The organism is Paenibacillus sp. NPDC057886, from assembly GCF_042796655.1.
Classification (GTDB): Bacteria; Bacillota; Bacilli; order Paenibacillales; family Paenibacillaceae; genus Paenibacillus.
This window is the reverse complement of record NZ_JBHVMZ010000006.1, coordinates 577199-598006: the sequence shown is the minus strand read 5'-3', so window position 1 is coordinate 598006 and position 20808 is coordinate 577199. Positions and strand designations below refer to the sequence as shown.

Below are 20808 nucleotides of genomic sequence, written 5' to 3'. Positions count from 1 at the left end.
CAAAAGTTAATTATCTCACGCAGTGAGGCTGGTGACAAGCTTTTTTTGCTAGGTTATTTGCGAGGTTTAATGTATAGAACCAATTTACAGGGAAAATATATACAGGAATCCACTTTAAGGAAAGGCGGTGCTCCATGGATGATAATCAGTCTTCACAACCTGAGCATTCCTCAGACACAGCGGCAGACACATTAACAGACCGACAGGGTCACCCCATAACAGACAATCAGAACGTACGAACTGTGGGCAGCCGTGGACCAACCACGCTGGAGAACTATCATTTTCTTGAAAAGATCACTCACTTCGACCGTGAACGTATTCCAGAACGGGTGGTTCATGCCCGCGGCGCTGGCGCTCATGGCGTATTTGAAGCGTATGGAACGGCCGGAGATGAGCCGGTATCGAAGTACACACGTGCACGTCTGTTTCAGGAAAAAGGAAAAGAAACCCCCGTATTCGTTCGATTCTCAACGGTTATTCATGGTGGGCATTCTCCCGAGACGCTGCGTGACCCGCGCGGCTTTGCCGTGAAATTCTATACCGAAGATGGCAACTGGGATCTCGTTGGTAACAACCTGAAAATCTTCTTCATTCGCGACCCGCTCAAATTCCCGGACATGGTACATGCATTCAAACCAGACCCGTTGACCAATGCACAGGATATGGAGCGGTTTTTCGATTTTGTCTCGCTAAGTCCTGAAGCTACCCATATGGTGACGTTCCTTTTCTCCCCTTGGGGTATTCCGGCCAATTATCGCCAGATGCAAGGATCAGGTGTCAATACATACAAATGGGTCAATCAGGAAGGCACAGGCGTACTCATCAAATACCACTGGGAACCGCTCAATCAAGGGATACGCAACCTGCTGCAAAAAGATGCAAGCGAGATTCAAGGGCAAAATTTCAATCATGCTACGCTGGATCTGTATCATGCCATTGAACAAGGCGACTATCCCGAATGGGAACTGTGCGTTCAGGTGATGGAGGATGGCGAGAATCCGGAGCTGGATTTTGACCCGCTAGACCCTACCAAGCTGTGGCCACAGGATCAGTTTCCGTTTCTGCCTGTAGGCAAAATGACGTTGAATCGCAATCCCGAGGATTATTTCACTGAAGTGGAGCAAGCGGCATTTGGTACAGGTGTATTGGTGGATGGGCTCGATTTCTCGGATGACAAACTGCTGCAAGGACGCACCTTCTCCTATTCGGATACACAGCGTCACCGGGTCGGTGCGAACTATCTGCAGCTGCCTGTGAATGCGCCGAAGAACCGTGTTGCGACCAATCAAAGCGGCGGACAGATGCAGTATCAGGTATATCGTGCACCGGGTCAGAACCCGCATGTGAATTACGAACCTTCCTCGCTCGGTGGACTAAAGGAAGCAGTACCACGCGGCAAGGAACATGAACCTCACATTGAGGGTCGTCTTGTTCGTGAGAAGATTGAGCGTACCAATGACTTTGGACAAGCGGGTGATACGTACCGGGCATTCGAGGATTGGGAGCGGGATGAGCTGATCAGCAACATGGTCGGCGCGTTGGCACAATGCAAACCGGATATCCGGGAGCGCATGATCTCTTACTTCACTCAAGCCGATGCGGATTACGGTCGTCGCGTCTCCGAAGGACTGGCTTCTGTACCAACCGATGATAGTGCGACAGTCCAACCGAAACATGAACCAAGTCTCGAGCAAGCAGAGAAACGCAGTCGTGAGACGGATGGTTATTAAGGTGGCTGGACAGTGTTTAGACTGATAAGTCTGACAATGTTAATACATGTGTGTGAGTATTTTGAGTAAGCAATTTGCATTCTGAATAAACATAGTCCTGATCGTCAAGTTGCCAGTTGCAGCTGCGATCAGGGCTTTTTCATAATTAGCTTGGGGTGTAATCTTCACTTCAGGATGCATGCTGCTATTTATTTTAAATTAAATGAAGTTCATAGGAGTGGATCAGAAGTAAGACTGGTGCTCCGAGGATGGAAAAGCGTGTTTCTTTACGTTCATTTCAGATGATTCTTCGTTAAATGAGAGCTATCACCTAATGGAAAGATTACATAAACCCAGTGATATTACAGGCATTGGAAGCTTCCAGGCCTGACCTGCCTGCATGTAACTCCATCTGATCAGATGATTATTGATGATAACGCTTACAACATTTACCATAAACCTGTGCCCTGGAGATTGTATTTAACCAGCCGGCCTGACTTTCCTCATAGATCACGGTCTGGAACACGGCTACCACATGCTCTTCATTTTATTCCCAATTAACCAAGGAGGTTTCCGTAATGAAATTATTCCCATCCACATCCACTCATGCATCTGTACGATCCGAACGTTCTCTGAAATCGAAAATGGCCCAGATCTGTCTGAGCGCCGCGTTCCCTCTTTTACTGATTGGTGGTGGGTCGGTTGGAGCTGAGGAACTGATTGAGAGCAGCTTGCAAAATCCTTCTGAATCGGTAGCCACTTCGAATATCACACTTGCTGCCGGTGATTTGTATGTGTCTCCTAACGGTTCAGCCAGCAATCCGGGTACGATCAACAGTCCAACGTCACTGGCTAACGCATTATCCCAGATCGCACCAGGCAAAACGATCTATCTACGGGGCGGTACCTATAACTTCTCCCAAACCATTACCATTGAACGTGGCAACAGCGGCACATCCGGACAACGCAAAAATCTGGTGGCGTATGGATCGGAAAAACCGGTCTTTGACTTCTCAGCGCAAGCCTTCGCTTCTACCAATCGCGGGCTGCAAATGTTCGGAGACTACTGGTTCGTCAAAGGGCTTGAGGTGAAGGGTGCCGGCGATAACGGCATCTTCATCGGAGGCAGCTACAACCGCTTGGAGCAGATCGAAGCCCATCACAACCGGGATACGGGCATTCAAATGGGACGTTATGCTTCCACAGCCGCCAAGAGTGAATGGCCTGCGTATAATGAAGTGATTCGTTCCTACTCCCACAACAACTATGACCCGGATGATGGCGAGGATGCAGACGGTTTTGCCGCGAAATTGACGGTAGGCCCAGGAAACGTCTTTGACGGTTGCATTGCCGCTTATAACGTGGACGATGGCTGGGATTTGTATAGCAAAACGGATACAGGCGCCATCGGCGCGGTCACGATCCGCAACAGCATCGCCTACGGTAACGGTGCAACATCAGACGGTACTTCTACCTCCAACAGTGATGGCAACGGCTTTAAGCTCGGCGGCGAGAAAATTGCGGTCAATCATATTGTGGAGAACAACATTGCGTTTAATAACAAAAAGCACGGCTTCACCTACAACAGCAATCCCGGTTCGATCCAGATGAAAAATAACACCTCTTGGAACAACGGGCAAAGCAACTTTGCCTTTGATGTAGGCACCCACATCTTCACCAACAACCTGTCCTTCCAAGGTGGCGCCAGCGACAAAACAAGCGGAACCGATGTCAGCAGCACCAACGTTTGGTGGAAGAACAAAAAAAGCGTTAACGACAAATGCCTGCTCGCCAGCGCAGCCGACTTTGTCTCCCTCGTGCCTTCGGTAGCGCGTAGCGCGGATGGAACACCTGTCCTAGGCAATTTCCTGAAGCTTGCGGGTGGTAGTGATCTGATTGGATCGGGTACGCCATCGGGTTCGAATATTGGTGCGAGGTAGGTATGTGAGTAAATAAGATAAAAGAATAATTTAAATGCAAAATCCCCTCCCCCATACCAGCCGATTGCTGGTATGGGGGAGGGGATTTTTAAATTACTTTGTATTGTCTACTGGCTTATAAGGTAGATAGATAAATACTTACGTTTTGGCTAAAACCTCAATGATCAATCTGCCGCCTGTGCGAAAACCTTGCTCAAATGCCGCTTCCACATACATGGATGTGGATTGTCCAATCAAGTCGATCAATTGTTCCAAGGCATCGTATTCGTTCCCCGTAAGCTGTGTTTTGTAGTCCTGCATCAGGTCCGATATCTGGCGATTGATCTCCTGATACTCTTCTTGCTCAGGAAGAATCGACTCATCCAACCGCAAGTTCCCGTGAAACAAATCTTCGATCAGGTTTGATACTTTATCTTTCATGGTAAGGTCACCTCATGGAGATTGTAACTCAAGGGATGAGGTGAGATGGGAATTTAGCGAAAAATCCGCTAGTTTTTTATTGAGTCGAAATTAAAGTAAAGGAATTTGAAAATATCTCACATTTTAAACAAGAGCTATCCAAATACATCGATTATTACAACAAACGCATTAAGACAAAACTAAAAGGCATGAGTCCGGTATGGTACCGGATTCATGCCCAACAAGTTGCCTAAAGATATAATCTGTCTAACTTTACGGGGTCATTTCATTGATAGGCGGTTTTTACTGAGCTATCGTTTCATGATATGACGAAACTGTACAAAGAACTGCTATATCTTCCCTAACGTATGAATTTCATCGAATTCTTTATTAGTTAGACCATAGATATATTCGTCATAGTGCCGTCCTTTTGTAAAAATCATGTTTCTTATTCTTCCCTCTTGAATGAAGCCTAGATTCTCATGCAATGCTACAGATCCCTCATTAAATGCATACACATGAGCATTCACCTTCACATATCCTAATTCCTCAAAGTAGTACTGCAGCATAGTTTTAATAGCATCAGATGCATAACCTTTGCGCCAATGCTCACGGAATATCGAAACTCCATATTTAAATGTACCACATCGAAGATTACAACTGTTTGTAGAAATGCTCCCGATAAGTGTTCCATCAAGCGTTTCTATAGCCAAAAAAACGTTGTCGCCATGAGAAGTGTTTTTGGATTGATGCTCTGCCCAACTGATTGTACCTTCTTCTGACCTTGGAAAATGTAACTCGTCACATAATCTTGCATTCTCCGAATCTTGATCATTGAAATGAAACTTTTCCCCGTCTGTTGGTGATACCGGGCGCAATCTAACTTTCATCCCAGCCCAAATGTAATTACTCATATACTGATCCTCCTCAATTTTCATCCTTATTTCTTCTTACATTATTAATAGAAAGAAGAAGGTGGAGATCTTGCTCGAGGACCAAAAATTAATGCGACTACATGGTTCTCATTCCTTTCGGATATTTGGTAAATTATAACACATGTTTAAATGCATGTTAATAGTTTTCATCAGTCGATCTATATAACTTTTCCTTCTCTCTAAAAGATCAATCTAACTAAAATGGGTTCGCCGCTTCGCAAAACTTCGGATCAATCTCCATCGTCCTAGAAAACAGGAATCTTCCCTTTTATATTTTGGTTATGGTTTGTGCAAAGGCATGATCTTTGGCAGCATCTTCTTGTTCAAGGAAATCAGGTACTTGCGCTTCCCCTCTGTCCGGTACAATTCGGCATTGGCATCCAGGATGTTCCTGATCCAATCGATGCGTCGACTGCCGGTACCATACTTGCTGTGGATCGATTTTGGATGTGTCTTCTTGCCCCGAATGATGAAGTAATGCTCCCCGTCTGTCTTCTCCTCATAGATCCAGTTCGTAGCCTGATAAATTCCGCCGTGATGCTTTTGCTCAACGTCTGCATAACTGACGATCAACTCCACGTTGGGGGATTGCTCCTGCAAGAAACCGGATCGCTTTGGCAAGGATCTCGCATACAAATGATTGATGCTTGGTTAAGGCAACCCGTGTCAACTCACAGCATTCACGCTGTGTCAGGCCACATGGAGAACCAATATTCTGAGACACCCTGCGGCTGAATATAACAACACCGGTTAACTGGCCATCCTCCCATGCTCCCAATTTGACCGACTTCCCTGCGGGCAAGCTGCGGCTGTAGTGGAAATTCTCACAGGAAAACTTCGCTGCTGCATGTGTCGCTCAATCCACTTTTAAATCAATCATGTTCGAATTCCTCTTTGCAGTGCGGACAAGTCACTAGTTTTGAACTCAACACATCCAAATCGCCTTGATCCTCGGAAGTACCCGCATCGAAATTCGGGATCTCAATCTCACCAAGCATCTGTTTCAGATCCACATCGTCGAACCCGGACAAGGAAATATCCACGTTTTCCTGTTGCAACTCAACAAGTAACTGCGATAGGACATCTTCATCCCAATCATCTGATACCTTATTCAAAGCAATATTCAGGAGCCGTTCCTGCTGATCGTCCAGATCACCACGGATACCTGCAACTCAGTGTGGCCAAGTTCATTGACCATGATCTTATACCGTTGATGGCTACCGACCATGTTTCCGGTACGTTCGTTCCAGACAATTGGTTCAACATAACCGAATTCCTCATTCCTCTATGCTGCGGTGAAGCTTATCATATTCAACATCCCCAGGCTGAAGATCAACACGGGGTTGTAGGCTGCTGAATTAATCTGATCGATCGGTACGACTCTGATGTTCATGTTCTCTACCTCCAATAAAAAAAGACGCTCTTTGGAGTCTAAAATTAAGATTACTTATACTCTGAAAATAGTTTTTCTTTCATTTTTCTTAAATCAGATTGTTTAAAGCCAATAACAGTTAGAATCGCTGTTTGAAATCTCCACAACTCATCCCGGGATCTCTCGCGTTGCGAAAAATCATTACCGGTTTTATTAAATTCATCAATAGCACCCAATAAGAAAGAAACAAGTTCTCTGTCACTATCTAAAGCAACCGTTAAATACTGTCTTAGAGTATTCACAATAGTAATTGTCTTTTCGAAAGCATTCTCATAAGTATCTAAAGGTTCCTTATTAACTTCAACCCAATGACGCTCAAAGATGCCTATTAGGATATCAATAATTTGTACTTGTTGCTTAATTTTATTTGGTTTCTCTTTCTTTTCTTGTAGATGCATGGAATACTTAACAGCCCCTATAGCTCCTAACGTCCCCACTATACCACCTGTAAAGCTTCCCCAATCAAACCCCATCAAGATTCCCCCTTTAATGTCGATTTTCGACGTAATTAAGAGAAATCCTTTTATTCATTTGTGTTGAGTTGGTTTCAACGTTTGGGTGACCATTATATGCATGCGTAGGCTCACTCAGACGCTGTTCTCTGCTCTTCAATCGACTGATCCCTGCAAACGTACGTTCTTATGTTAAGAGGCTCAGATCGGCTCACATTCTGTCATATGAGAGCAAAAGAAAAACGCCTTTGCAGGCGCTACTATTTACTAAGCTTCTCCACTATACGGTTTGTTACATCCATTGTATCTTTTTGACTCTTCAACTGAAGTTGAAACCCATTGAGAATCTTCTCAGGTGTAACTTTCATATCTTTTAAATTCAAACCCTGATCCATTAACTTAGTACCATGAATTAATTCATCGAAAGCATCAACAAGCTGATGGTGCTCCCGTTCAATTACTGCTGGACGGTCCAGAACAGCCAGCTCGTTTCTAATTGAAGCATATCGACTAATCGCACTCTCAAGAACGCTCTTATGTTTCAGAAGCTCATTGTATTTTAATTCTGACGCAAGCTTCTCAGCTTCTTTAAGTTCAGTTGAAACAGCATTGATTTTATCTCCTAATACATTTAGAGCCAACGCATATTTAATTGTATTATCCAAGGTATTCACCTCCTTCGACATCATAATTCGACATCAGGAAGGTTTTTCCTCTTTGGGACATATAGGCCAACTACAAAACTGCTTAACCCCATCCAATCTACCCCATACACATCCGTTGCACTTCTCAGGCTGCTTGTTGGGGCGAATACGTATCTTCTTCCGTCTTCTGCTGCTGATCACTTCGATACCTTCAAATAAAAAAAGCCGATCCAGTGAAGGAACGACTTTGGCTGTAATATGTACTTTATTGATTTAACCTGCTTTGATATGCAATTTCGAATTGAGGAATTCCTTTGTATATAAAGAAATATACGCATACGAGAAATAAAATGCTAAATGTGATTTTGAGATTTGATCCTCTCAATCTTAAAACAAACCTTAAGATAATTGCTATTGCTACTGCTGGTAAAACTAAATATAGACCAAACGTCTCAAAAATTGCATAGGCCATGGCGTTAAAAGTGTTTTTCCCCGTTTCTCCTATTATGTCCAGAATATCACCTCCTGTGTAATTAAAAGATTGGCGTCCGTACCGTCCGCAGCAAAAACGCTACGCTCTTTGCTTTAAATGCATACGTTCTAAGTTACAAGACAGGAAGAACAAGACCATTTTACTGAGATTACATTATTGAGTCAAAAACACTATGCTTCATTATAGTAGAATAACTTTTCGTTAGCTCCTGATCTTGTCTATTTTCTCACTTTATTGATTAAGAATCCAAAATATGAATGTACCAAATAAGCAAACAAGCGACACAGGATACAGTATCCAACTGCTTACCCGATCTTTATACGCGATTACCCAGCAGATGATACCAATCCATGCAATTAATAGTTGCCAGAAATCCAATGATCGACACCTCCCCTACAACTAATTCGGTACCTAAATTGAATTACCTTCGTAAGTTAACAGAAAGCGATAAGAGGAACGCCCCAGTCATATATACCGCTATTGCAGTTGTGCGTTTCATTCTCGCCTTTTTCTATGCTCCTAATGTATCATGTAAAAATATTCACGTGGAGTTCAACATGGTTTTAAAATTAGGGCAGACTAGGTTTACCTTCGGGTCAATAATCCCCTCTCAAATTACAAGCTAAGATAGACTATAATGATATTGTTCTATTAAATCGAAATAAAGAAACGAGGTATACATAATGAAAATACTTAGTGTACGTATTAGAAATTACAAAAGTATTGAAGATTCAGAAGAAATTGATTTACATAATAAAATCAATGCCTTGGCAGGGAGAAATAATACAGGTAAATCGGCATTCATTGAAGCTATATATAAAGTCCTAGGAGGCAATCTGGAAAGTGTTATAGCAGACACTTTCAATTCAACAGAAATCATTTTAGAAGTAAGCCTATCATTCGAAGAAATTTATGAATTAAATAAGAAGGTTGAAAGCGAATATATAGTGGACAATTATCCCAAATTTAGTATCTCTATTAAATATAGTGAGAATACCCTTGCTACTACTATTGGTGCGGTAGAAGTCTATCATGAGAGTTCATATAAACCTTTTTACGTTAATCAAAATTATTATAATAATAAGACTCCAAGTTATAAATTAATGTATATAAATAATTCAGGTGTTGTCTCCTTTTCAGACACACCTACCTTCTTAAAAAATTTAATGACTTTTCTCAAGGAAAAAATAGTATATATAGCTGGCTCCAGACACGTTCTTCCGACCGAAGATTCCACTTTAAACCGTTCTTTGAATATTAATGGCTCTAATCTCCATGGTTTGCTCTATACTCTGCATAACAATGAGGAAGAAATTTTTGATAAAATTGTGGAAACATTTATTCAAATCTTCCCTGATGTTACCTCTATTAGAACTCCTATTAACGGTGCGAGGCAAACTTTTATTAGTGTATCCTTTGAAGGCTTTGATACACCGATTCCCCTATCAGATTGCGGAAGTGGTTATACTCACGTTCTATTATTATTGTGTGTTCTCTATACAAAAAAAAATAGTGTTGTTCTATTTGATGAGCCACAAGTATTCTTACATCCTTCTGCAGAGAAGGCCATATATGATTTAGTAAGTGAGGGCAGTGAGCACCAATTTATATTCACTACGCACTCACCTATCTTAATTAATTATCCCTCAGAAAAATATTTAATTCATGTTAATAAGATGAAAGGTAAAAGTACTTTCACACAATTAGAACAAATACAAGAAGTACTACAGGATATAGGTGTAAGTAACAGCGACTATGCTTTGTCTGATAAAGTAATATTTGTAGAAGGACAAACTGAAGAACTTGTACTTCCGATGATCCTCTCTCATTTCGGCTTAAAACAGATCGGTTATAATTACAGAATATTAAACATGAAGGGAACTGGTAATTATTTCACTAAGAATTCTTCTATGCGAGAGCATAAAGGCAAACTTGACTTAATTCTAAGTGGCATATCTGAGAGCCCAATACCTTATAAAATAATTATTGATGCAGATAACAAAACCGACGAAAAACTTCTCACATTAAGAGAAAGCTATGGAGATAGTATAATTATCTTGGGACGACGAGAGTACGAGAACTACTTTTTGGACTGTTTTCAAGAGCTTTCTGAAATCATTAACCAATATACATCAATAGTTGTTACAGACCCAAATCGAATAAAGGGCGATATTGAACAATTATTATTAGCAGCCGATGACATTAAATTATTTCCTAGAGGTTCTATAGATGTGTTAAAAGATGTCGTTGGAAGTGAAGTGTTAGAACGATTATTTAAAAATTACTCTTTACACTATAATAAAGTAGATCATGGAGTGGAACTGACTAAAAAAGTGTTAAATAATACTCCAAAAAAACTGGAATTCTTTAAAAACGAACTGCAAGATTTCATTAAAGGATAATAATGCAAAAAAAGAGAAGCTGACGAATTAATCGTCAGCTTCTCTTTTAGAATTCAGCATCATCTTGCTCAAAAAAGCCGATAAGCTTCAAAATATTTGCCACACTCTCCAGTCCCTCATCGATTTTGCGTTTGATAGTACTGTCACTGAGTGAACGCCTGAAGAAGAGTATCGTTTCCTTGCGTGAATAACCTTGAATGTACCTGTAATCAACGGCTATACGGGCTTCTTCGTCTTTGATTAGTCGTTGTGCCCTTTCCAATTGGTGTGTATAGAAGTCATATCTTTTGTACACCCAACGCTGTTTCTCTATAAGAATCGTAGCGTTTGCCGTCTTGCCCGCAGCAGATCTATTTTTATTGAAGATACAAGTTACTTTACAATCACCCTCCCTCTTAATATGATTTCAAAGTTTCTTGTTATCTTTTTATTGATACACCGCCTATTGTTGGAACTATAATAGACTGAGGGGTTCCCATCAAATATTCACCGAATGTGAGAACATATGCGTCAGCTCGGTCAGGTGACTTTAATCCACGCTTCTTCATGTCTTTCTTACTTTCAAGAAGTATCTTGCCCTTGCTGGTCATTGACCATTTTCTTGCAGTCAATTGGGAAGTAAGTACATCGTCATCGGGTAGTTGTAAGACCGCAGAATCGTTGTTTATATAATTGCTCATGTTTTGTTCCAGTTGACCTTTAATATACACCTACATCTTCGAGCCTAGGTTTCCATAATGTTCATCCAAAGATTGCTCAAATTTACTAGGGATTTGAATATCCATTAATCGCCCATAATGTTGAATAACGAAATAGGATATTATACTTGCTGTATAAAAACTTAATTGCAATAAATTCAATATTCATTCAACATAAGCAAAATACGGAACTAGAACAAACTATCATAGTACAAATTATAGTTTATAGAAGCAGATTCGTAGTATTTAGCATTTAAGTTGATTGGAGGAAAGGGTTCATGAATATAATAATTGAGAAGTTAAAAGATACAGATATTGAAGACTTGTATGAATTCGAAATTGAAAACAGAATTTTTTTCGAGGAAATGGTACCGTCTCGAGGAGATGATTATTACATACCTGAGGTTTTTAAAGTAAGAAATGAATCTCTCCTTCATTAACAAGTCAAAGGACTCTCCTTTTTTTATTTAATAAAAGACGAAAATAACTCTATTCTTGGAAGAATAAATTTAGTTGATATTGATGATTCCTATAAAATAGGATTTCTTGGCTACAGAGTGGGACAAATCCACACTGGAAAAGGTATTGCTAAAAAAGCATTAAAATTATTACTCAATACAATAGTTGATTTAGATATAAAAGAAGTTAAGGCAAAAACAACCACTAACAATATAGCATCTCAAAAAGTTTTAGAGCAAAACGGATTCGAGTATACAGAAACTAGTGATAAAGAATTTGAAATGAATGGATAATTTTTATCACCAATCGGATGCAGCTGTTAAAGCTGAAGATCATAAGCCAAATTCCTCGTTCAAGATACTGAGGGCTTAGGCTTTTTTGTCTTTTAAGATTCCTTATATTTTGAATTTCGCGCTCTTGATGTTATTCCTTTGGGAAATTCATTGAGTATTGCAGATGAATTGGTTCTTACGCGCATTTAGTGAAACAATTTAGGTATATGTAATGGATCTATTAATTACTTTCTTGATATATTATTAATCGTTGAATCGCACACGTTTTTCCGAATTCACTATACTGTAGTAACTTTTGAGAAATGAAAAATTACACCTTTCTAGGCAAAATATTACATATCTATTGTTGATACGCTCGATCTTTTGACCAAAAACGAAAACCTCAATATATTTTTCGTCTACCCACTCTAATGCTAATTCCGCTTCTTCTTTCAAGATAACGCCTCGCTGGCTTTTATATTGAAAGTTCTCTTTTGCCCATAACAATAGGATCTTTACATATTCTAACGTCTCAATTTCACATGTACTGTCCTCTTCATCTTCTTCTGCAAAGATATCTTCAAAAGTTGTGAAAGACTTGTCAGATTTTATTAAGTTTACATTCCCTCCTCCCTCGTATAACGTTATTTTCCCTTTCAGTAATTCGATTAAATTTCCGATCTCTTCCTGGATCGTTGCCAAGTCTCCAAATATATCCGATCCCAAAGAATTACTAATCAGATAACCATTCTTTAACGATGAATCGATGCCTAAGTCCACGATAACTTCGTTGAAATCTTCTTTATATTCGATTGTATACCTATATCTAATCATGATGATATCTCCAATCAGTTGTGTCCAAGTCATTTCTTAAAATACGCAGAAGAACCAAGGTAAAAAAAAACAGATCAATCATAGTGGTATCTAACCATAATCCACCTGTTCGATGTAACAGAGTAACATTAATTAGGGATGAACCCAAAGCCTTTTCCTCCGTACAACTCAATTGATGAAGTCTTTATACAGATCTTATGTTATTGATTGAATGATGGATTCATTCTGCACTGGGTAGTCCCCTCAAACTGTAACATGACGAATAACCTATCTATCCTATAAAAATAACAGCATCTTTGCGCTGAAATGCTAGTGGCAATTTATTTTGAAGAATTGTTATTCTTTCGAACATTTTATCCCTTTTTTCCTCAGTTAAGTTTTTTACCGCCCAATCTTTGATTTGAATTAGTTCCTCAATAATTGACGGTACATCTTCCTCCTCTACATCAACACCTGATGAAAAGAGGTCTGTCCATTGTAAGCCTAGTGCTTCAATCGCAGGTTGCCAACATTCTTTAAAAAACGATTCTGTAGCAATGGGAATAAAGAAACTCTGTTCAAAATCATTTTGCGGTTCATATATTACAGCACTGATTGACATGCACTTATTCACCTCCAAAAGTAGCACTAAATTTGTAGTCAGGGAACTCTTCTTTTAGTTTATTAATGCTTTTGTTAACAGCTTGCCTCAAATTAGGTGTATCACCGTCTAGTCTAAAAACAAACTCTTTAATGCCTTTTATTTCTTGAAGTGTTGGTATTTCCTGCGACCCATGCACAGTTGTTCTTGTCGATGTGGCGTTCTCTAGAGCAAAAATCCGATTTCGCGTTTTCGTAAGTATTTGTTTATCCGCGAATTCTTGTGGTGTTTGTGCAGGCAGTCCTGTTTTAGGATTAACTTTATGAAGACCTTGAGCAGACTTATCTTCATAGAAGACTCCTTTTTTCAAGTCAATTTCATCAAATTCACCAAGAGATTCTCCCCTTTTATTAATAATCTCAACCTCTTTTGCACTCTTAACCCCTGAAACATCACCCGTCCCCTTAATCTTACTACCTTTCCTTGCTTCAGCCGCTTCCAAATTCTTTTTAATCTTCGCCACAGCTGGATGAGTTGAAGGCAACCGAAAAGGCCCTTTGCCACCCGGCATACTCCCGCGAACCATCTGAAATGCCATAAATAGCTGGCTGAACTTTAGAGAAGTCAACATCATCTGAGCATATTTATCGGATACAGGCTCGCCTGTGAACGGATCAATTCCCATTTCAAAGGCTTTGATCTGCATCGCAAAAATATCTTCCCCTGACGGTTCAGCAGTTACAGCCTGCATTCGATTAATATCCAAATGCCCTTGATCTCTCTCATAAGCTTGGAGCGCAGACTGATCCGTAACTCCATTCTCGTTGACAGGCATCGACATCCACTTCCCAAAAACATTGACTTGTGCCATCCCATAGCCCTTATCATCCGAACCGGCATAATATCTCGAGGTCTCCATCATCGCTACAGCGCCAACAGTACCAACGGCATTACCCAAACTCACCTTCTGAGCATCAGCATTCTCAAACCGCATGGCGATATCCTTGAGTTCCTTGGAGATGCCCACCATACTCTCCAGTGCTTTACCCAATATAGGGCGCGACTGCTCAAACTCATAATAGAATCGCTCCTGCGTCACACCCAGCCACATCTGCTGAAGGAACATGATCTGTCTTGAGAGATCCTCCCGTATATGCTCCAATTGCTGTCTCGCCTGATCTACTTGATTCGATACGTTATGTAACTGTTCAGGGGTAACTTTAATGGTACTCATCCATTTTCACCGCTCATCTGAAATATGATAAGACTATGTTAGCAGAAGTTTAATGCCAATGACATCCGGCTAATCTCCTGATTTCACTGCATGAATTCACGCTAAAAATGATTTATTTCCGTCCTTCAGTCCCATACGATTTCTATGCAGGTGTATACATGTTGTAGTGGCTTCCTTTTATTTAACGACTACAGGATAACGTGACATTTTACTCGCGACAAGTGGAAAACTTTAATAATTCATCGTATTAATGAAAATACTTGACTCAAAGTGACAGCAAGATGTACTATATGTTTATATAAATGGAATATATTTCAATTTAAATAATCATTTTGAAATCTTATATTTTCACCATGAGTATCAGGGCCTACCACAGCTAAGTTATCAATACTTTTAAATAAGTTTTACATTTTGTCTGCAACACTTAACCATTGGCAGGCATTCATTTTACATATACATTCCTACTTCATAGAGTTTTCTAGCCTGTAGAGTTCTATCTCTTTATTTCTGTTTTCAGTAAAGAAAAAGAGGGAAGAACCATTTTTATAAGAGAGGAGGGCAAGGGGCTTTATATCTGCAAGTAGGTCTATTTGTCGTAATGGCATGTTTTGTAAAAGAATACCCATAACAAGAAAGGTGGAATTTATTGCTATGAGAAAAATGTTTAGTTTAGCTCTTATTCTTGTTCTAGTGCTTTCGTTTAATGTAGCTGCCTATGCAGATGGTGACGTGACTCAAGCCAAACCGTTGACAAAGGAAGAAATTATTAATTCCAAAGAATTCCGTGAAGCTGTGAAAGCGGCTAAGGCTGAATTTGAATCGCAAAAGGCTGATAATGCGGGTGGTCCAGTTCTGTTTGCGCCTGCACCGAAGGTATCTCACATTAATGTATACGGTGTTGTATCTCCTAATGGCGGTCAAGAAATTTACGGCTTCAATAATAACCCGCTCTCCACGACCAATGATCATGGTGGGGCTTGGATTCAGTGTATTACGTTCCAGATCGGTTATGACAGCAGTCACTACGGCAAACTCGCCGGCAATACAATGACTAATAACTGGTCTGAAGCTATTGATCTGGACGGTGATCGTGTCATAGATGCTTTTGCCCATTCTTGGGTTTATGAATCCCCTAATACAACAGGCGGACAATTTGTAGGTACGGTCTATTCCATTAACATTCCAACACAGTGGACCGCTTGGATTAATGTTCGTTAACAGGAAAGATGTAATCTGAATATTGGGGGAATTGGCTATCCTGGTTCTATCATGAGGAATACGGGAGGTAAGCCCAAAAGCTCATCAGCTTTGGATACGGATTTGATTCTTGATCAGACGCAGGGATATACATCCCCTGCGTCTTTTCTCTTTGTGACATTAAAGGGCCGACTTTGTATAGGAACCCACCGTTGTACAGCAGGCTACTTTCCCTCTGCTTGTATGAATACATACGTACTCTCGTCGGATCGTTCTTCTGAAAAGGCAAAGTTTAACCGATCAAAGTTTCTTACGTCCTCCACATCTGTAATCTTCCGCTCTGCCATATATCGCACCATCTCACCTCTGGCCATTTTGGCCCGGGTTGCCTTTTCAATAAGCTTCCCATCAACCATTTGTCCAAAAACACAAGTGATCATCCGGGTTTCCTCCTTCAGAAACGGCAAAATATTTTTGCTATACTCTTTGGAAGCCAGATTCAGAATGCAGTTGCTTTCCGATTGAAGCTGATCTGCCAGCTTGCTGCCCCAGAAATGATAGAGTGACTTGAAACCCGGACCTTGCAGCTTGCCCTGCATCTCCAACCGATAAGGTGTAACCCCATCTAAAGGCCGCAACATGCCATAAAAGCCGGATAATATGCGTAAATGCTGCTGAAGATACGCCAGTTCCTCATTTTGAAAAACACCCGGAGCCATATATTGATACTGAATCCCCTCATAGGCATAGATGGCTGGCGTAAGATTTGCTTTTATATTCATATTTCGAATCCGCTCCACGTTCTGTTCGGCGATTGCATCGTTACACTTCCACATCGCTTTGAGCTCGTCATAGGATAACTTTTGAAGCAAACTCAATAGCTGTTCTGACTCATTTATAAATTGCGGCATCTGCGCAATAGCCATAAGATCGGTATCGATCTTCATCTTTTTAGCGGGTGATATGATAATTCTCATCGTGCTGATCCATCCTTAATCTACCGTTGTTATTGTCGTTATCCATTGTACAGGATTGGCTAAGTGAATCCAATGGTGAAGCTCACTGTTTCTCCTCGCGGTATCTTTGAAAAGACTCAAAAATGAACAAGTCAGCCCAACGATTGGACCGGCTTGTTCATTACAATTCAATAAATTCAATTGGGTGAGAAAGCAAGGCATTGCATTTTCAACCGCTATTAGGGAGATACGCTTCCCGCAGCGCTATTTTGCTCTACTTTAGTACCCGGCAATTGAATCATTGGCGTGTTGGACCCACTTACATATGGAAGGGCTCCATCCCATTTCTTGATGGTTTCATATTCAACGAGTTGACTCGATAAGGATTGTTGAAGCTCTTTATTGGCTTTAGCTTGACCTTCTGCTTCGATCAATAGTTTGTCTGCATTACCTTGTGCTTCCACGCGCTTGCGCTCTGCTTCTTTCTTCGCGATCTCAAGTTCAGTCGTTTTACGTTCCAGTTCTTGAGAAGCTTCGACACGCTTATCGATTGCTTCCTGAGTCTTGGCATCAGGTTGAGGAACACCTACGGTAACGTTGGATACAATAAAGCCTAACTCTTTCACGTCATCAGAGAAACGTTGTTGCACGTCCACTCCTGCTTCGGATGACTTTTCACCATACACATCAATGACTGTAAACTTGGAAATACCTTTACGAGCTGCGTCACGGAAACGTGTTTTGAGATATGTATCCTCAATTTCTTGAATGCTAATTGGCCCAAATGTATTGAATATAGAAGATACTTTACTTGGTTCTACCTGGTAGTTGTAAGCAAAATCGATGGTGATGTTTTTCCCGTCAGAAGTTGCAATCTGAATGTCTCTGTATTCTACCGTTTGAATTCGGATCGGATATTTCGTTACTTTATCAAACGCTCCAACCAGTTTCCACCCTTGACTCAGTGTACTATCTTTTACCCCTCCATTGGGTGAATATACGACCCCAACATATCCGTTAGGAATTCGTGTTAGAAAGAAAGTCACCAGTAATACTCCCACTATAATAACCAATGCAACCGTGATCGCCCCTACTCTAAACGTCTTTGAATTTTTCATCTACATTCTCCTCTTGTTTGAATTTATTGTATTTTTTCAAAATTCTACTACCTATTTTATTGAATAGCGGGAACATTAATGACCATAGAATAAATGCTAGGATAAAGATTAAAATGATTCCCCCAATAAATGGCATATTCGTCCTCCCCTCTATGGATGTAACCAAGCACAAATTTATAAATTGCAACTAATTATATCCTCCTTTATATATACTTTGTAAATTCGTTTTCGGTTTCAATGATATCCAGAGACCATTCCAATATTCTTCTACCGCTGTCAATTGAAAAGAGGGACATAAAAATACGGAAGATTTCCCCACTCTCCTCGCCTGCACAACCAAAATATAAAAGAAACCCCGTTAGCACGTCTGCATTCAGCAGCGTACAGCCGAGGTTCATCATTACCATTTCAAATATTACACGATATATCTCTACTTAAACTCATCTCGTAAAATCATGCTGCCCAATCGTCAGCAACGTTGGTCTACTCTTACTCCACAATGACGTCGCTATCTTCGGATTATAATAATACAGCGCTCCATGCGTGGGATCAGCACCATTCAAAGCTTTACGTGCTGCCTTATAAGAGGTCGCCGTAGGCTTGGTATTAAACTGTCCATCGTCTATGGCCGTGAACTGCCCTTTTTGGAAAATTACTTTCGGAATTGATGACGGGAATGCATTTGAATGCACCCGGTTCAAGACAACCGCGCCTACAGCAACCTGTCCTTCAAAGGATTCTCCGCGCGCTTCACCATGGATCAGCTTTGCCAACTGGCGCAGCGTCTCGCCCTCGGCTTTGGCCTTCTTGTTCAGTCTATTCAGTGTTGCCGGACCTGCAATCCCATCTGCACTCAGCCCCTGAGCCTGTTGGAACTTACGGACGGCGCCTTTGGTGATAGAACCGTAATATCCGGTCAATCCAGCTTTAAAATACCCCAGATCACTTAATTGCTCCTGCAATTGCAGTACATGTTCACTGCGAACGCCCTGCTCCAGCTTCTGGGCTCCCGCAAAAGGAGCTGCCACGGTCAATCCCAGAGTCATCGCGCAGGCACCGAGAAACATACTGACCAGACCTGCTCTTTTGCCAGCCTTTCTCCCCCTGCGATGGGTGACTTTCCGGCTGACGGTAATAGGCTCCATGTGGTCAGTGCTTGTGTGCAATTCATGCTGATCAAGCCTCTCATCCCTGCTATCGAATCTAAGTTCTTCATCTGAGCTGTAAATATAGCTTGTCACCTTCATCTGCTTCATATCTTTCATCACTTCTACAGGAGTAAGATCGATCACATCATACCTCCCGTTTATCTCACTCATCCTATCGTTGCCACTATAGCTGTACATCACATTCATCCCGACATTCTCAATCACACGTACCACTTCACACACGCTATGCTGCTCACTCATCATATGCTTTTCATTCATTGTATTCTTTTCATTCATTTCACACGTCTGATCCATTTCAAATTTGTTCTTCATCATTCCATTAACCTCCACTTTTTTGAATCCAGATCCACTTCTTTCCCCTGAATCCTCACGGCCCTACATCCCGAGTGTCATTATAGGATATAGAAAAAGTGTCGTCTATCGGACCGATGGCGCAGGCGAAAATCCACTTCAAACATAGCAAAAAGAGGTATGAGCCCATGGTCACGCCATAGTCATGCCTCTTCTTGTATCAACCTTGTACCGCTTGTCCAGCCCATCATTTCCGTAGGCAGGTTGACCCGTACAAAAGTTGCGTTGTATTTATTGACATTTATTCGGCCAGTTCCAGACCCTTCGTTTCCCGGCCCAGGAACAGCACAGCGGCTGCGCCAATGAGGATGGTCACGAAGAAAATCGTGAAAATCAGGCTGATTGCAACCTCACGCTGAACCAACATACCAACCATTAATGGAGCAAGCACGCCCCCAATCCGGCCTACCGATGTGGCAAGACCCACACCTGTGGAACGAACGGAAGTGGGGTACAATTCCGGACTATACGCGTATAGACCGCCCCAAGCTCCCAGATTGAAGAAGGAAAGACAGATACCTGCGGTCAGAATCGTCGCTTCCGTTGTTGCCAGTCCAAAAGCAATCGCACTTACTGCTGTCAATGTAAGATAAACGACAAGTACAAATTTGCGGCCAAACCGCTCAATGAAGTACGCCGCCGTGAAGTAACCTGGCAGCTGTGCGATCGTCATGATCAGCACGTACTGGAAGCTTTTGACCAGCGTAAAGCCTTTTGCCATAACAACCGACGGCAACCACAGGAACATACCATAATAAGAGAAAATGACGGTAAACCACAAGATCCAGAGCATTAACGTTGTGCGGCGATGAGGTGCTGACCATACCGTCGCAACCTTTTCGCGGAACGTGATTTTCTTAATCTTGGTATTGTTCTTGTAACGAGGCGGGTCCTGAATGGCACGGCGCAGATACAGCGCATAGAAAGCTGGAACGGCACCAATGGCAAAAGCAATTCTCCAGCCATATTCCGGGATAACAAAGTTGGCAATGAGTGCTGATACAATCCAGCCACCTGCCCAGAAACTCTCCAGCAGTACAACTGCACGTCCACGTTCTGCCGTAGGCATCGACTCCGATACCAACGTAGATGCAACGGGCAGCTCCCCGCCGAGGCCGATACCTGCAATTAGACGCAGTACACACAATACGGCGAATCCGGTCGCCAATGCTGACAGGCCACTAGCAATCGTAAATACAAGCAGTGTCCACATCAAAATGGCCTTTCGGCCGAAACGGTCCGCAAGTGCCCCCGCAAGCAATGCACCTAGCGCCATACCGATGGAGTTGATACTCGTAAGCACCCCGACTTGTCCGGGACTGAGACTCCATTCCTTGGCAAGTGCAGCCACGATGAAGGAAATCATGCCGACTTCCATTGCATCAAACAGCCAGCTCATGCCGGCACTGAACAGCAGCTTGCGCTGCTTGGGATTCCGCAATACTTCCAGTTTGCTCATGTCTTATAGCTCCCTTGATCTCTATGTAGTCATTCTGACACTAAACCATTATTATGCAGAATGATCCAGAAATCA

The 20808-nt window shown here is 41.6% G+C and carries 19 protein-coding genes and 2 pseudogenes; 6 read left to right on the top strand and 15 right to left on the bottom strand.

All coding sequences use genetic code 11. The features are described 5' to 3' along the window. Window positions 1-134: 134 nt before the first annotated feature. Both ACFVQB_RS22930 and ACFVQB_RS22925 read left to right on the top strand, forming a co-directional pair. A complete protein-coding gene (locus ACFVQB_RS22930) occupies window positions 135-1730 on the top strand; it encodes a catalase (RefSeq protein ID WP_379444398.1) in 1596 nt (531 codons plus the stop codon). Between the two features lie 557 nt (window positions 1731-2287). After that, complete coding sequence (locus tag ACFVQB_RS22925; RefSeq protein ID WP_379444394.1) at window positions 2288-3649, top strand: right-handed parallel beta-helix repeat-containing protein; 1362 nt, start codon at window positions 2288-2290, stop codon at window positions 3647-3649. 138 nt (window positions 3650-3787) lie between these two features. Here the strand turns inward: ACFVQB_RS22925 and ACFVQB_RS22920 are convergent, their stop codons facing one another. Continuing rightward, complete coding sequence (locus tag ACFVQB_RS22920; protein ID WP_379444390.1) at window positions 3788-4069, bottom strand: DUF6809 family protein; 282 nt, start codon at window positions 4067-4069, stop codon at window positions 3788-3790. A 95-nt stretch (window positions 4070-4164) separates the two neighbouring features. On the opposite strand from ACFVQB_RS22920, the pseudogene ACFVQB_RS22915 reads away from it, so the two are divergent. Beyond that, window positions 4165-4302 (top strand): annotated as a pseudogene (locus ACFVQB_RS22915) (IS3 family transposase); the annotation flags it as partial. Window positions 4303-4398: 96 nt separating this feature from the next. On the opposite strand, the gene ACFVQB_RS22910 reads toward ACFVQB_RS22915, so the two are convergent. The 6 genes from ACFVQB_RS22910 to ACFVQB_RS22885 all read right to left on the bottom strand — a co-directional run bounded on the left by ACFVQB_RS22910 (window position 4399) and on the right by ACFVQB_RS22885 (window position 7532). After that, on the bottom strand, window positions 4399-4962 hold the full coding sequence (locus ACFVQB_RS22910) for a GNAT family N-acetyltransferase (RefSeq protein ID WP_379444386.1): 564 nt from the start codon (window positions 4960-4962) through the stop codon (window positions 4399-4401). Window positions 4963-5262: 300 nt separating this feature from the next. Beyond that, window positions 5263-5562 (bottom strand): Mom family adenine methylcarbamoylation protein, encoded by a 300-nt coding sequence (locus ACFVQB_RS22905; protein ID WP_379444382.1) that lies wholly within the window; start codon window positions 5560-5562, stop codon window positions 5263-5265. After that, complete coding sequence (locus ACFVQB_RS22900; RefSeq protein ID WP_483874957.1) at window positions 5531-5785, bottom strand: Mom family adenine methylcarbamoylation protein; 255 nt, start codon at window positions 5783-5785, stop codon at window positions 5531-5533. Before ACFVQB_RS22900 ends, ACFVQB_RS22905 begins: the two co-directional genes overlap by 32 nt. A 70-nt stretch (window positions 5786-5855) precedes the next feature. Then, entirely contained in the window at window positions 5856-6098 is a 243-nt protein-coding gene (locus ACFVQB_RS22895; protein ID WP_379444375.1) for a hypothetical protein, read from the bottom strand. A 328-nt stretch (window positions 6099-6426) separates the two neighbouring features. After that, entirely contained in the window at window positions 6427-6888 is a 462-nt protein-coding gene (locus tag ACFVQB_RS22890; RefSeq protein ID WP_379444371.1) for a hypothetical protein, read from the bottom strand. A gap of 239 nt (window positions 6889-7127) precedes the next feature. Then, window positions 7128-7532, bottom strand: coding sequence for a hypothetical protein (locus tag ACFVQB_RS22885; protein WP_379444368.1), 405 nt, complete (start codon window positions 7530-7532; stop codon window positions 7128-7130). Between the two features lie 1155 nt (window positions 7533-8687). On the opposite strand from ACFVQB_RS22885, the gene ACFVQB_RS22880 reads away from it, so the two are divergent. Then, window positions 8688-10406: an AAA family ATPase gene (locus ACFVQB_RS22880; protein ID WP_379444364.1), complete on the top strand. Its 1719-nt coding sequence runs from the start codon at window positions 8688-8690 to the stop codon at window positions 10404-10406. Window positions 10407-10452: 46 nt separating this feature from the next. Here ACFVQB_RS22880 and ACFVQB_RS22875 read toward each other — a convergent pair whose 3' ends face one another. Further along, complete coding sequence (locus ACFVQB_RS22875) at window positions 10453-10701, bottom strand: hypothetical protein (RefSeq protein ID WP_379444360.1); 249 nt, start codon at window positions 10699-10701, stop codon at window positions 10453-10455. A 681-nt stretch (window positions 10702-11382) separates the two neighbouring features. On the opposite strand from ACFVQB_RS22875, the pseudogene ACFVQB_RS22870 reads away from it, so the two are divergent. Continuing rightward, window positions 11383-11856 (top strand): annotated as a pseudogene (locus ACFVQB_RS22870) (GNAT family N-acetyltransferase). A gap of 243 nt (window positions 11857-12099) precedes the next feature. On the opposite strand, the gene ACFVQB_RS22865 reads toward ACFVQB_RS22870, so the two are convergent. From ACFVQB_RS22865 to ACFVQB_RS22855, 3 genes are all read right to left on the bottom strand, one after another. Beyond that, on the bottom strand, window positions 12100-12669 hold the full coding sequence (locus ACFVQB_RS22865) for a hypothetical protein (protein ID WP_379444356.1): 570 nt from the start codon (window positions 12667-12669) through the stop codon (window positions 12100-12102). A 271-nt stretch (window positions 12670-12940) separates the two neighbouring features. Next, window positions 12941-13270, bottom strand: a complete 330-nt coding sequence (locus tag ACFVQB_RS22860) for a hypothetical protein (RefSeq protein WP_379444353.1) — start codon at window positions 13268-13270, stop codon at window positions 12941-12943. 4 nt (window positions 13271-13274) lie between these two features. Then, the gene (locus tag ACFVQB_RS22855; protein ID WP_379444350.1) at window positions 13275-14483 is read right to left on the bottom strand and encodes a WXG100 family type VII secretion target; all 1209 of its coding nucleotides are present in this window, start codon (window positions 14481-14483) and stop codon (window positions 13275-13277) included. A 651-nt stretch (window positions 14484-15134) separates the two neighbouring features. On the opposite strand from ACFVQB_RS22855, the gene ACFVQB_RS22850 reads away from it, so the two are divergent. Then, window positions 15135-15701 (top strand): DUF4879 domain-containing protein, encoded by a 567-nt coding sequence (locus tag ACFVQB_RS22850; protein ID WP_379444346.1) that lies wholly within the window; start codon window positions 15135-15137, stop codon window positions 15699-15701. A 203-nt stretch (window positions 15702-15904) separates the two neighbouring features. On the opposite strand, the gene yaaA is transcribed toward ACFVQB_RS22850, so the two are convergent. The 4 genes from yaaA to ACFVQB_RS22830 all read right to left on the bottom strand — a co-directional run bounded on the left by yaaA (window position 15905) and on the right by ACFVQB_RS22830 (window position 20733). Then, window positions 15905-16657: a peroxide stress protein YaaA gene (gene yaaA, locus ACFVQB_RS22845; protein ID WP_379444342.1), complete on the bottom strand. Its 753-nt coding sequence runs from the start codon at window positions 16655-16657 to the stop codon at window positions 15905-15907. Window positions 16658-16875: 218 nt separating this feature from the next. After that, window positions 16876-17754: a prohibitin family protein gene (locus tag ACFVQB_RS22840; RefSeq protein ID WP_379444339.1), complete on the bottom strand. Its 879-nt coding sequence runs from the start codon at window positions 17752-17754 to the stop codon at window positions 16876-16878. A 440-nt stretch (window positions 17755-18194) separates the two neighbouring features. Then, window positions 18195-18821, bottom strand: coding sequence for a cell wall hydrolase (locus ACFVQB_RS22835; protein WP_379444486.1), 627 nt, complete (start codon window positions 18819-18821; stop codon window positions 18195-18197). Between the two features lie 694 nt (window positions 18822-19515). After that, entirely contained in the window at window positions 19516-20733 is a 1218-nt protein-coding gene (locus ACFVQB_RS22830; protein ID WP_076288250.1) for an MFS transporter, read from the bottom strand. Between the last annotated feature and the right edge of the window lie 75 nt (window positions 20734-20808).

What these genes read in the sequence shown, in the direction of transcription:
- yaaA (WP_379444342.1), bottom strand. Translation starts at nt 16,657, where the DNA reads ATGAGAATTATCATATCACCCGCTAAAAAGATGAAGATCGATACCGAT.
- ACFVQB_RS22930 (WP_379444398.1), top strand. Translation starts at nt 135, where the DNA reads ATGGATGATAATCAGTCTTCACAACCTGAGCATTCCTCAGACACAGCG.
- ACFVQB_RS22910 (WP_379444386.1), bottom strand. Translation starts at nt 4,962, where the DNA reads ATGAGTAATTACATTTGGGCTGGGATGAAAGTTAGATTGCGCCCGGTA.
- ACFVQB_RS22890 (WP_379444371.1), bottom strand. Translation starts at nt 6,888, where the DNA reads ATGGGGTTTGATTGGGGAAGCTTTACAGGTGGTATAGTGGGGACGTTA.
- ACFVQB_RS22880 (WP_379444364.1), top strand. Translation starts at nt 8,688, where the DNA reads ATGAAAATACTTAGTGTACGTATTAGAAATTACAAAAGTATTGAAGAT.
- ACFVQB_RS22850 (WP_379444346.1), top strand. Translation starts at nt 15,135, where the DNA reads ATGAGAAAAATGTTTAGTTTAGCTCTTATTCTTGTTCTAGTGCTTTCG.
- ACFVQB_RS22840 (WP_379444339.1), bottom strand. Translation starts at nt 17,754, where the DNA reads ATGAAAAATTCAAAGACGTTTAGAGTAGGGGCGATCACGGTTGCATTG.
- ACFVQB_RS22835 (WP_379444486.1), bottom strand. Translation starts at nt 18,821, where the DNA reads ATGTTTCTCGGTGCCTGCGCGATGACTCTGGGATTGACCGTGGCAGCT.
- ACFVQB_RS22855 (WP_379444350.1), bottom strand. Translation starts at nt 14,483, where the DNA reads ATGAGTACCATTAAAGTTACCCCTGAACAGTTACATAACGTATCGAAT.
- ACFVQB_RS22865 (WP_379444356.1), bottom strand. Translation starts at nt 12,669, where the DNA reads ATGATTAGATATAGGTATACAATCGAATATAAAGAAGATTTCAACGAA.
- ACFVQB_RS22925 (WP_379444394.1), top strand. Translation starts at nt 2,288, where the DNA reads ATGAAATTATTCCCATCCACATCCACTCATGCATCTGTACGATCCGAA.
- ACFVQB_RS22860 (WP_379444353.1), bottom strand. Translation starts at nt 13,270, where the DNA reads ATGTCAATCAGTGCTGTAATATATGAACCGCAAAATGATTTTGAACAG.
- ACFVQB_RS22920 (WP_379444390.1), bottom strand. Translation starts at nt 4,069, where the DNA reads ATGAAAGATAAAGTATCAAACCTGATCGAAGATTTGTTTCACGGGAAC.
- ACFVQB_RS22830 (WP_076288250.1), bottom strand. Translation starts at nt 20,733, where the DNA reads ATGAGCAAACTGGAAGTATTGCGGAATCCCAAGCAGCGCAAGCTGCTG.